The organism is Streptomyces sp. NPDC045026 (genome assembly GCF_056432625.1).
In genome coordinates, this window is the sequence record NZ_JBWKIS010000007.1 from 178712 (window position 1) to 190704 (window position 11993).

Annotated in this window: 12 protein-coding genes; all 12 read left to right on the plus strand. The window is 70.5% G+C overall.

The window, feature by feature from the left end:
- Positions 1–198 precede the first annotated feature (198 nt).
- Complete coding sequence (locus AC07EJ_RS17925) at positions 199–735, plus strand: HNH endonuclease (protein ID WP_389477381.1); 537 nt, start codon at positions 199–201, stop codon at positions 733–735.
- Between the two features lie 234 nt (positions 736–969).
- The gene (locus AC07EJ_RS17930) at positions 970–2151 is read left to right on the plus strand and encodes an ROK family transcriptional regulator (protein ID WP_389477379.1); all 1182 of its coding nucleotides are present in this window, start codon (positions 970–972) and stop codon (positions 2149–2151) included.
- A 66-nt stretch (positions 2152–2217) separates the two neighbouring features.
- On the plus strand, positions 2218–3555 hold the full coding sequence (locus tag AC07EJ_RS17935; RefSeq protein ID WP_389477377.1) for an ABC transporter substrate-binding protein: 1338 nt from the start codon (positions 2218–2220) through the stop codon (positions 3553–3555).
- A 31-nt stretch (positions 3556–3586) separates the two neighbouring features.
- Complete coding sequence (locus AC07EJ_RS17940) at positions 3587–4522, plus strand: carbohydrate ABC transporter permease (protein ID WP_389477375.1); 936 nt, start codon at positions 3587–3589, stop codon at positions 4520–4522.
- Between the two features lie 5 nt (positions 4523–4527).
- On the plus strand, positions 4528–5436 hold the full coding sequence (locus AC07EJ_RS17945) for a carbohydrate ABC transporter permease (protein WP_389477373.1): 909 nt from the start codon (positions 4528–4530) through the stop codon (positions 5434–5436).
- An 8-nt stretch (positions 5437–5444) separates the two neighbouring features.
- Positions 5445–6710 carry a 6-phospho-beta-glucosidase gene (locus tag AC07EJ_RS17950; protein ID WP_389477371.1) on the plus strand — a complete coding sequence of 422 codons (1266 nt, stop codon included), beginning with the start codon at positions 5445–5447 and terminating at the stop codon, positions 6708–6710.
- Positions 6701–7693 (plus strand): N-acetylglucosamine kinase, encoded by a 993-nt coding sequence (locus AC07EJ_RS17955; protein WP_389477369.1) that lies wholly within the window; start codon positions 6701–6703, stop codon positions 7691–7693. Before AC07EJ_RS17950 ends, AC07EJ_RS17955 begins: the two co-directional genes overlap by 10 nt.
- Positions 7694–7773: 80 nt before the next feature.
- Complete coding sequence (locus tag AC07EJ_RS17960) at positions 7774–8238, plus strand: DUF3995 domain-containing protein (protein WP_389477367.1); 465 nt, start codon at positions 7774–7776, stop codon at positions 8236–8238.
- Positions 8228–8740 carry an RNA polymerase sigma factor gene (locus AC07EJ_RS17965; protein ID WP_478884493.1) on the plus strand — a complete coding sequence of 171 codons (513 nt, stop codon included), beginning with the start codon at positions 8228–8230 and terminating at the stop codon, positions 8738–8740. Before AC07EJ_RS17960 ends, AC07EJ_RS17965 begins: the two co-directional genes overlap by 11 nt.
- Positions 8737–9213, plus strand: a complete 477-nt coding sequence (locus AC07EJ_RS17970) for a hypothetical protein (RefSeq protein WP_478884494.1) — start codon at positions 8737–8739, stop codon at positions 9211–9213. Before AC07EJ_RS17965 ends, AC07EJ_RS17970 begins: the two co-directional genes overlap by 4 nt.
- A gap of 261 nt (positions 9214–9474) precedes the next feature.
- A complete protein-coding gene (locus AC07EJ_RS17975; RefSeq protein WP_389477361.1) occupies positions 9475–10917 on the plus strand; it encodes a hypothetical protein in 1443 nt (480 codons plus the stop codon).
- Positions 10918–10934: 17 nt separating this feature from the next.
- Positions 10935–11933 (plus strand): glutamate ABC transporter substrate-binding protein, encoded by a 999-nt coding sequence (locus tag AC07EJ_RS17980; protein WP_389477359.1) that lies wholly within the window; start codon positions 10935–10937, stop codon positions 11931–11933.
- Positions 11934–11993 lie beyond the last annotated feature (60 nt).

Sequence of the window (11993 nt, forward strand, 5' to 3'; positions counted from 1 at the left end):
CACTAACGGGGCATTGTGTGTGGATCGTTGTCATGTTCGAGGGAGAGCCGGTCCTCACCTGGGGATGTAGGGGGTGTGGTCGAAAACACTCCCAGCCCGTTACCGGGACATGGTGGCGCTTGTGCAGGCCATGAGGGGAAACTGACTACAGATCGTCCCGGCGCGAGCCACGCGCCGCCGGCGTACAAGGAGGCATCCGTGCCGCATGTCCTGGTCCTCAACGCGTCGTACGAGCCACTCGGCGTCGTACCGCTCCGCCGCGCGCTCGTTCTGGTCCTCGAGAACAAGGCCATGTGCCTCGAGGAGTCCGGCGCCTATATGCACAGCGCAACCTGTACCGTCCCTGCACCGAGCGTGGTCCGCCTCAAGCGGTTCGTCCGGGTCCCTTACAGGGGGCCCGTTCCTCTGACCCGGCGGGCGCTGTTCGCCAGGGACGGCGGGCGGTGCATGTACTGCGGTGGCGTCGCAACCAGCGTCGACCACGTCATCCCCAAGAGCCGCGGCGGCCAGCACGCGTGGGAGAACGTGGTCGCGTCCTGCCGCCGCTGCAACCACGTCAAGGCCGACCGTCACCTGGTCGAGATCGGCTGGCGCCTGCGGCACACGCCGGCCCCGCCGACCGGGCTCGCCTGGCGCATCATCGGGACCGGGCACAGGGATCCGCGCTGGCTGCCGTACTTGCAGCCGTTCGGCGCGGACGAGGCACTGGCCCGGATCGAAGGCATTTCTGCCTGACAACGATCCGGGTCTTCGCGTTGGAGCCTGTGTCTGGATCCCTGGGCTCGCGTCACCAGGTGGCCGTACGTCTCCCGGCGTACGGCCACCTGGCGTACGGCCACTCGGCGTACGCCGCGGATAACGACTTGGCTGCCTGAGGGCCGTCGGCTATTGACGCCCCCTTCACCCACGGCTTACGTTCCTCGCACATCAATAGGAAACCTTCCTAACAGTGACGCGAGGAGACAGGTCATGGCCGGTACGGCCCCGGGAACCCCCGGTACCCCGAGCGTCCTGCGCGCCATGAACGACCGCGCGGCCCTCGACCTCCTCGTCGCGCACGGGCCGCTGACCCGCACCCGGATCGGGGAGCTGACCGGGCTGTCCAAGCCCACCACCTCCCAGCTGCTCAGCCGGCTGGAAGCGGTGGGGCTGGTGCGCGCCACGGGCAGTCAGACCGGCCGGCCCGGACCGAACGCCGTGCTGTACGAGATCCACCCCGGCGCCGGCCACATCGTGGCCCTCTCCGCGGACCCCACCGGGATCACCGCCGTGGTCGCCGACATCGCCGGCGCCGAGCGCGGTCGCTGCCGCATCGAGGCCGTCGCCGTCGCCGACGACGTGCGCAACCGCACCGCCCAGCTCGTCGCCGAGGCCTTCGACGGCGCCCTGCGGCTGGCCGGGCTCGGCCACGACGACGTCACCACCACCGTGATCGGCACCCCCGGTGCCATCGACGCGCACACCGGCCAGCTCCGGTACGCCCCGCACCTGCCGGGCTGGCACTCGCGCACCCTGCTCGCCGAGCTCGCCGAGGTCCTCGGCACCCCGGTCTCCATCGAGAACGACGTCAATCTCGCCGCCATCGCCGAGCAGTACGAGGGCGCGGCGCAGGACCACGACGACTTCGTGCTGGCCTATGTCGACGAGGGTGTCGGCGCGGCGATCGTGCTCGGCGGCGTACTCCTGAGGGGCGCGACCGGCGGCGCGGGAGAGATCGGCTACATGCCGCTGCCCGGCGCCCCGCTGGCGCGCGGCGGCGAGAAGGAGATCGCCGGCGAGGACGCGGGGGGCGGCTTCCAGAGCCTGGTCGCCGCGCCCGCCGTGCGGCTGCTCGCCGGTGGTGTCAAGGACCTCGGCAAGGCCCTCGCCGACCCGGCCGTCCTCGACGAACTGGCCCGCCGCCTGGCCACCGGGCTCGCCGCCGTCGTCGCCGTCGTCGACCCCGAACTCGTCGTCCTGTCGGGGCAGGTGGCCCAGGCGGGCGGCGAGGCGCTGCGCGTCCGCGTCGAACGCGAACTCACCGGGCTCGCCCTGCCCCGGCCCCAGCTGCGGATCAGCGATCTCGACGACGATCCGATCCTCACCGGTGCCCTGCGCTCGGCGCTCACCCAGGCCCGCGACATCGTCTTCGACACCGGCAACAACGTCTGACCCCGCCCCCTCTCCCCCAATCTCTCGCACCTCCCCCAACTCCCGTACAGGTAAAGGACGTTCGCCATGCCGCGATGGCGTGTACCCCTGCGTGCCCCCGTGGCGCTCGCCGCGGCCGGACTGTTGCTGTCCGGCTGCGCCAACCCGAGTGTCGGCAGCGCCGACGACGACCCGGCGAAGCCCGTGACACTGAAGTTCTGGCACGGCTGGTCGGCCCCCGGCGAGGTGAAGGCGATCAACGACTCGATCGTCCGCTTCGAGAAGCTCCACCCGAACATCAGGGTGCAGGCCACCGGCAACGTCTCCGACGCCACCGTCAACCAGGCCCTGCGCGCGGGCGGCGACGAGGCCCCCGACGTCGTCTCGTCGTTCACCACGAACAACGTCGGCCAATACTGCGACTCCGGCATGTGGGCCGACCTCGACCCGTTCATGGAAAAGAGCGGGCTCGACAAGGAGAAGGTCTTCCCGAAGTCCCTTCTCAACTACACGAGTTACGACGGCAATCAGTGTGCTCTGCCGCTGCTCGCCGACGCCTTCGGCATGTACTACAACAAGGACGCGTTCAAGGAGGCCGGGATCTCCCGGCCGCCGCGGACCATGTCCGAGTTCATCGCCGACTCCAAGAAGCTCACCGTCAGGAGCGGGAACTCGTACAAGCGGGTGGGCTTCATGCCGAACTTCCGGCTCTACCAGAACAGCCCCGACCGCCTGTTCGCCCAGTGGGGCCCGATGTACTTCGACAAGGACGGGAAGTCCCGGCTCTCGAAGGACCCGGCGACGTACAAGTTCTTCGGCACCGCGAAGAAGCTGATGGACGCACAGGGCGGATACGACTCCCTGGAGCGGTTCCGGACCTCCTTCGGCGACGAGATGTCCAACCAGAACGCCTTCCTGAGCGGCAAGCTGGCGATGCATCTCGACGGTGAGTGGCGCGGGCTGATGCTGAACGACGCCAAGGCGAAGTTCAAGTGGGGCGTCGCACCGCTGCCCGTCCCGGACGACCAGGCCGAGACGTACGGGCGCGGCTACCTCACCGGCACGGTCGCCGGCATCGCGCACAGCAGCAAGCACCAGAACGCCGCCTGGGAACTGGTGAAGTTCCTGACCGCGGACACCGACCAGGTCGTCAGCTTCGCGAACGCCATCCACAACGTGCCGTCCACGAAGGCGGCCCTCAAGTCGCCGAAGCTGGACGCCGATCCGACGTTCCGCACGTTCCTCGACATCGCGAACAACAAGTACAGCCAGGTGCTGCCCCCGTCGACGAACGGCGGCATGTACGTCGTGCAGCTCCAGGACTTCTCGTACACCGAGGAAGCGGGCAAGGTCCCGCATCTGAAGAAGGGGCTGCAACGCCTCGACAAGCTCATCGACGCCGACACGCTGCAGTCGCAGAACTAGTCGCAGAACTGAGGAATCAGGAACCCCGCGCATGGCACTCACACTTTCCCGGCCCGCGCGCCGCAGACTGCGCACGCTCGGCTTTCTCTCCCCCTGGCTGATCGGGTTCAGCGCCTTCTTCGCGTACCCGCTGCTCGCCACCGTCTACTTCTCGTTCATGCACTACAACCAGATCAAGGCGCCCACGTTCGTGGGGCTGAGGAACTGGAAGTACGTGTTCGAGGACATGCCGCTGTTCGGTCCCGCCCTGTGGAACACGCTGTGGCTGGTCGTGATCATGGTGGCGCTGCGCGTCGTCTTCGGGCTCTCGCTCGGCCTGCTGGTCACGAAGATCAAGACGGGCGTCGGCTTCTTCCGGACCGCCTTCTATCTGCCGTACCTCGCCCCGCCGGTGGCCTCCACGGTCGCCTTCGTCTTCCTGCTCAACCCCGCGACCGGGCCGGTCAACGAGGTCCTGAGCAAGATCGGCATCGACGGCCCGAACTGGTTCAACGACGCCGCCTGGGCCAAGCCGTCCCTGGTGATGCTCTCCCTGTGGGGCATCGGGGACCTCATGGTCATCTTCATGGCAGCGCTCCTCGACGTGCCCAAGGAGCAGTACGAGGCCGCCGATCTCGACGGAGCGGGCGCCTGGGGCAAGTTCCGGTACGTGACCTGGCCGTCGATCACCCCGATCGTCATGTTCGCCGTCGTCACCGGCGTCGTCCAGACGATGCAGTACTACACGCAGGCCCTGGTCGCCGGAAAGATCGCCTCCGGAGTCTCCATCGGCCCCGGCAGCGTCATCCAGCCCGGCTACCCGGACCACTCGACGCTCACCGTCCCGCAGCTCGTCTACTCGATGGGCTTCCAGAACTTCAACACCGGCGCGGCGTGCGTCCTCTCGCTCGTGCTCTTCGCCATCGCCATGGCCGTGACCATGCTGCTCATGCGCAAGCGCTCGGGCCTGCTCGCGGCGGAGGACTGAGACTCATGACTACTACGACCCTGCGCCCCGCGCCCGCCCCGGCCGCCGAGGCCACCCCCGACCGAGGCCCGGCCGCCGCCCGCGCCCGCCGCAAGCGGATCCTGAACTGGATCGCCGTGCACAGCATCGCGATCGCCGTGGCCCTGCTGTTCGTCCTTCCCTTCGTGTTCGTCTTCCTGACGTCCGTGATGAGCGACAGCCAGGCGATGAGCGGCGACCTGTGGCCGGACTCCTGGCACTGGGAGAACTACAAGGCCGTCTTCGAGACCGACGGCTTCCTCGGCTGGTGGAAGAACTCCCTGCTCTACGCGGGCCTCGGGACCCTGTTGACCGTGTGCTCGGCGATCCCCGTCGCGTACGCGCTCGCCAAGTTCCGCTTCCGCGGCCGGCGGACGGCGATGATCCTCGTCATCTCGACGATGATGCTGCCGCCGCAGGTCATCGTGATCCCGATGTACCTGGTGTGGGCCCAGCAGTTCCATCTGTCGGGCACGCTGTGGCCGCTGATCATCCCGATGGCGTTCGGCGACGCGTACTCGATCTTCCTGCTCCGCCAGTTCCTCCTGACGATCCCCAAGGAGTACATCGAGTCGGCGAAGGTCGACGGCTGCGGTGAGCTGCGGACCCTGCTGAAGATCGTGGTGCCGATGGCCAAGCCGGGCATCGCCGCGATCGCGCTGTTCCAGTTCTTCTACTGCTGGAACGACTACTTCGGGCCGCAGATCTACGCGGCCCAGAACCCGGCGTCCTGGACGCTGTCGTACGGCCTCGAATCCTTCAAGTCCGCACACAGCGTCAACTGGAACCTGACGATGGCCGCGACCCTCCTCGTGATGGCGCCGGTCTGCATCGTCTTCTTCTTCGCACAGAAAGCCTTCGTCGAAGGCGTCACTCTCACCGGAGTAAAGGGCTAAGGACTGTTATGAAGCTCGCCGTGGTCGGCGGAGGGTCGACCTACACACCCGAACTCATCGACGGATTCGCGCGGTTGAGGGACACCCTGCCGATCGAGGAACTCGTGCTCGTCGACCCGGCGGCCGACCGCCTTGAGCTGGTCGGCGGCCTCGCGCGGCGGATCTTCGCCAAGCAGGGTCACCCCGGCGTCATCCGTACGACGAGCGATGTGGACGCCGGTGTCGCCGACGCCGACGCGGTCCTGCTCCAGCTGCGCGTCGGCGGTCAGGCCGCCCGCAACCAGGACGAGACCTGGCCGCTGGAGTGCGGCTGCGTCGGGCAGGAGACGACCGGTGCGGGCGGCCTCGCGAAGGCGCTCCGCACGGTGCCGGTGGTCCTCGACATCGCCGAGCGGGTGCGCCGCGCGAACCCGGACGCCTGGATCATCGACTTCACCAACCCGGTCGGCATCGTGACCCGCGCGCTGCTCCAGGCCGGGCACAAGGCCGTCGGTCTGTGCAACGTCGCGATCGGCTTCCAGCGCAAGTTCGCGCGGCTGCTCGACGTGACGCCTTCGCAGGTCCACCTCGACCACGTCGGCCTCAACCACCTCACATGGGAGCTGGGTGTCCGCCTCGGCGGCCCGGACGGTGAGAACGTGCTGCCGCGCCTGATCGGCGAGCACGGCGACGCCATCGCCGAGGACCTGCACATGCCGCGCGCGATCGTGGACCGCCTCGGGGTCGTGCCCTCCTACTACCTGCGGTACTTCTACCAGCACGACGCGGTCGTGCGGGAGATGCGCACGAAGCCGTCGCGCGCCTCCCAAGTGGCCGCGATGGAGCGGGAGTTGCTGGAGATGTACGGCGACCCGGCGCTCGACGAGAAGCCGGAGCTGCTCGCCAAGCGGGGCGGCGCCTTCTACAGCGAGGCGGCCGTGGACCTGGCGGCGTCGCTGCTCGGCGGCGGGGGCTCCCCGTACCAGGTCGTCAACACGTACAACAACGGCACGCTGCCGTTCCTGCCCGACGACGCCGTGATCGAGGTGCAGGCGGCGGTCGGCCACAAGGGCGCGACGCCGCTGGCCGTGCCCGCGCTCGACCCGCTGTACGCGGGCCTCATCGCGAACGTCACCGCGTATGAGGACCTGGCACTCGAAGCCGCCCTGCGCGGCGGGCGCGACCGCGTCTTCAAGGCGCTGCTCGCGCATCCGCTGGTGGGCCAGATCGAGTACGCCGAGCAGCTCACGGATCAGCTGATCGCCCACAACCGGGAGCACCTCGCGTGGGCCTGAGCTCTTCTGTGAACGGCTGGGTGCTGGCGATCGACGCCGGCAACAGCAAGACCGACGTCGCGGTGGTCGCGGCCGACGGCACCGTCGTCGGCGCGGCCCGCGGCGGCGGGTTCCAGCCGCCCAAGGTGGGAGTCGAGGCCGCCGTCGACGTGCTCGCCGAGGCCGCCGGCCGAGCGCTGGCCGAGGCGGGCACGGCCACGGTGGAACACGTCTCGGCGTGTCTCGCCAACGCCGATCTCCCGGTCGAGGAAAGGGAGTTGGCGGCGGAACTGCACACCCGAGGCTGGGCCGCCTCCGTCGACGTACGCAACGACACCTTCGCCGTCCTGCGCGCCGGGCTCCTCCAGGACTCCGAGCCGCGCGGCGTCGCCGTCGTGTGCGGCGCCGGCATCAACTGCGCCGGGATGCTGCCCGACGGGCGCACCGCCCGCTTCCCCGCGATCGGCAAGATCTCCGGCGACTGGGGCGGTGGCGGCGGCCTCGCCGAGGAGGCCCTCTGGTACGCGGCCCGCGCCGAGGACGGCCGCGGCGACGCGACCGCCCTGATGCGCACCCTGCCCGCGCACTTCGGGCTGCCCACCATGTACGCGCTGATCGAGGCGCTGCACCTGGGCCGCATCCCGATGCGGCGACGGCACGAGCTGACGCCGGTCCTGTTCGCCACGGCGGCGGACGGCGACCCGGTGGCCCGCGCCCTGATCGACCGCTTGGGCGACGAGGTCGTGGCCATGTCCGTGGTGGCCCTGGACCGGCTCGGCCTGCTCGACGAGGAGACCCCGGTGCTCCTGGGCGGCTCGGTGCTCGCCGCGCGCCATCCCCAACTCGACCACCGGATACGGGAGATGCTCGCCGCGCGCGCCCCGAAGGCGGTCCCGCACGTGGTGACCGCCCGGCCCGTCCTGGGCGCGGCGCTGCTCGGCCTCGACGCCGTGGGGGCGGACGAGGACGTGCACGCGCGCGTGCGGGCGCACTTCGAAGGCTGACCGAAGTCGTCGGGAACGTTTCGCCGGGACGCGTCCTCTGGAGGGTGTCGGTCACTCATCGCACTCCGGAGGACGCACCCATGCCCACCGACCGCACCGCCCGCCGCGCCGCCACTCTCATCGCCTCCGTCCTGAGCTGCGACGCTCTGCTGCACCTGTGCTGGTCCACCGGGTCCACCTGGCCGGCGCACGACGTGAAGAGCCTGTCGTACGCCGTCCTGGGCGCGGACGTGCCCTTCACCCCGCCCGTTCTGCTGCCGCTCGCCACCGCCCTGTTCACGGCGAGCGGCGTCGTCGTCGCCCGCGCGCGCCTGGACCGCCCGCACACCCTGCTGCGCCTGGGCACATGGGCCGTCGCCACCGGCCTCTCGCTGCGGGGCCTCGCGGGCGCCTACTGGCTCTTCACCAAGGACCCGGGCACCGCGTTCTACTGGCTCAACCTGGGCGCGTACACGCCGCTTTGCGCGGGTCTCGCGGCGGCCGCGGTCAGGGTCGCCCGGCCGGGGCCCGTGGCGCACCGGGAAGATGCCGTACGTGTCCGATGACGACGACAGGGCCGCGACCGTACGCCTCGTACGGGCCGCCCAGCGCGGCGACACCCTCGCCATGGCCGCTCTCCTCGACGAACTCGCCCCCTACGTAGGGCGCATCTGCGGACCGATCGCGCTGGAGCAGGGGGCGGACGCGGCGCAGGAGGCGCTGGTCGCAGTGTTCCGTTCACTGAGCTCCCTCAAGGACCCGGCGGCCGTGCGCGGCTGGGCCCGCGCCATTGCCGTGCGAGAGGCGGTCCGCATGGCGCGGCGTTCGGCACGCGCGGTCCCGGCCGACCTGAGCACTCTGCCCGCGCGCGGTGACTCCCAACTCGCCGCGGACATAAGGGATGTACTGGATCGGCTCTCCCCCGAGCACCGCGCGGTGCTCGTCCTGCGCGACGTGGAGGGTCTCGACGAGCGCGCCGCCGCCGAGCTGCTGGGCGTACGCGTGGGCACCGTCAAGTCCCGGCTGTCCCGGGCCCGTGACACCTTCCGGAAGGCGTGGACCTCATGACTCGCCCCTCTCAGCCGCCACAGCGTCCGCAATGGCCCCGGGCGGACCTCGACCCCGTTCGCAGACTGCACGCGCTCGCGTCCGGCATCGGCGGCGCCCATGTCACGGAGGGGCTCGTCGACGCCCCGTACGCGCGCGTATGGGCCCTTCTGGGCGACCTGGAGGGCGAGTTCGGGCGGATCGCGCCCGATATGCGGGGGCTACGTGTGCTGCGCCGCGACGGGGAGCGCGTGGAGGCGCTGGCCATCAGCAAGTACGGGATGCGGGCCCGGCTGCGCGGGGTGCACCGACCCGGCTGGTGCTGGCTGCAGAGCCGGTTCCTGCTGCTGGGCGTCGCGGCGACGCCCGACGGGGACGGGACCCGGGTCGCGTTCACCGGCGGGGTACGCATGCCGGGGCGGGCCGCGCTCGTCCCGGTGGGGGTGCGCCGCGAGGGCCGCCGTAGCCTGGAGCGGCTCACCGCCCTGCTGTGACCGGCGCGCGGGAAGGGAACCGATCGGATTCACCTCACGTGTTCAAAGGCAGGGGCCGCACCAGGACATGACCTACGGCGTTCGGCGGGGGTGTGTTCGGCGTGGTGTGTTCGTGGGGGTTCGCAAGGGAATCCGAACAAGATCCAGTCAATGGCTGTGCGGATGTCTGTCCCTGCGGCAATACTTGCGGCCGTGCACCTTCGCCCGCGCTCCCCGCACGCCGGACGGAAGTGACGGACCGATGACCATGGGGGAGGTCGAGTGAACAACCCGCCGAACGGCAGCGCGGCGCCGCCGGGGACGGTCGGCGCGCCCACGATGCCGTCCGTTCCGCCGCAGGTGCGCCCGCCGCACGCGCAGGGCCCGGAGCCCGTCGCGGCCGCTCGCGGCACCGCGTGGGCGGAGGGCGTCGACCGGGTGCGCGCCGCGGCGACGACGGAGCCGGGGCGCCTGCGCATCATCGGCGCGGTGCTCGCGCTGCTCGTCGTCGCGTTCGGCGCGGTCACGGCCTGGCAGATGACCGACCGCTCGGCCGCCGCCGACGACGTCCTGCACAGCAGCCAGCCCCTGAGCGCCGACGCGGCGGACATCTACCGCTCGCTCGCCGACGCCAACACCGCGGCGTCCAGCGGCTTCCTCGCGGGCGGCCAGGAGCCGGCCGAGACGCGGGACCGGTACGAGAAGGACATCAGGACCGCCGCGGCCAAGCTCGTGACGGCCGCGGCGAACTCGGACCCCGACTCCCCTTCCACTGCAGCCATTTCGAAGCTCAACAAGCTGCTGCCGCAGTACAAGGGCCTCATCGAGCGCGCCCGTGCGAACAACCGGCAGGGCTTCCCGCTCGGCGGCGCCTACCTGCGCTACGCGAACGAGACGATGCAGGAGCAGATGCTCCCCGCGGCCGAGGATCTGTACAAGAAGGAGAACGAGCGGCTCCGCTCGGACTACGACAGCGCCACGCCCTACCCCTGGGCCGCGATCGGCCTGGGCGTCGTCGCGCTCGGCGCGCTCGGCTGGGCCCAGCGGCGCAACTACCGCAGGACGAACCGCGTGCTCAACCACGGCCTGGTCGCCGCGACGGCCGCGTCCACGGTCGTCCTCCTGTGGCTCGTCGTCGGCCACAGCGTCGCCCGCGCGGGCCTCGACGAGTCGTACGACCACGGGGTCCGCTCGCTGAACGTGCTGCACGACGCGCGCATCGCCTCCCTCAAGGCGCGGGGCAACGAGAATCTGACGCTGGTCAGCCGCGGCGCCGAGACCGTCGAGGTGAAGGGCGTGTCCAAGGACGCCTTCGACGTGGACTACCAGAAGCAGATGAAGACGCTCGCCGCGAAACTCGGGGACGCGACGAATCTCGCCGACGACAGCACGGGCAAGCGGCCCGTCCAGGCCGCGGGTGACAACATGCGCGTGTGGCAGGACCGCCACAAGGACGCGCGCGAGCAGGACGACGCGGGCAACTACCAGGGGGCGCTGGACAAGGTGATCGGCTCCGCGCAGGACAAGCCGACCCGCGAGTGCTTCGACAACGTCGACAAGGAACTGCAGTCCGCCCTGACGCACGAGCAGGCGGAGTTCAAGCAGGCGGCCACCGACGGGCGCGGCGCGATGACGGGGCTCCCGGTGGGCGCCGCCGTACTCGCCGTGCTGGGCGCGGCGGGCGCCGTGCTCGGCGTCGGGCGCCGGCTTTCGGAGTACCGGTGAGAGGAGGCGGGACAGCCATGAGCGCACGGCGTACGCGGATCAGCCTGCGCGGCTGGGGCGGTGTGGCGGCCATGGCGGTCGCCTGTGCCCTGACCGCGCTCTTCGCGCTGCTGCTCCCCCTGACCCGGGGCGGAGACGGCAGCACGGGCGTCGGCGGCCCCGGTCTGGCCACGGGTGTGCAGGCCAGGGCCGACACCTGCACCGATCCGGAGCGCAGCCTGAAGCCGTCGGGTGACGAGTCGGGTGCGGCGGTCAAGGCCATCAAGGAGCGCGGCTACCTCGTCGTCGGCGTCGACCAGAACAGCTACCACTGGGGCTACCGCGACCCGAACAAGAAGTCCAGCGAGCTCGAGGGCTTCGACATCGACCTGGCGCACGAGATCGCCCAGAAGATCCTCGGCGACCGCGACCTGATCCGGTTCCGCGCGATCCCGACCAACCAGCGCATCCCGGCGATACAGCACGGGAACGTCGACATGGTCGTCCGCACGATGACGATCAGCTGCGAGCGGCTCAAGGACGTCGCCTTCTCCACGGCGTACTTCCAGACCGGGCAGCAGGTCCTCGCGCCCAAGACCTCCTCGATCACGGGGTACGACAAGTCGCTCGCGGGCAAGCGGATCTGCACGGCGGCCGGCTCGACCGCCTTCGACCGTCTCGAGGCGGACCGGAAGGCGGGCACGCTGGCCCCCGGCGCCGACATCTCCACGACGGTGCCGAACCAGCTGGACTGCCTGGTCAGGCTCCAGCTCGGCGAGGTGGACGCCGTGGTGACGGACAGCGCGCTCGCCGCGGGCCAGGCCGCGCAGGACCCGACGGTCGAGCTCAAGGGCAAGCCGTTCACCAAGGAGTTCTACGGCGTGGCGATGAAGCGGGGCACGGACGACCTGGTGCGCCGGGTCAACCAGGTCCTGGAGGACTTCCGCAAGGACGGCGGCTGGCAGGACTCGTACGACGTCTGGCTCAAGGACGGTCTCGGTGCGGCCTCCGGGCCGCCCTCACCGAAGTACAAGTAGCCCCGGCCGGGCGCTACTTGCGGCAACTGCACAGCGGCGGCCGACGGCAGTCGGCGGCGG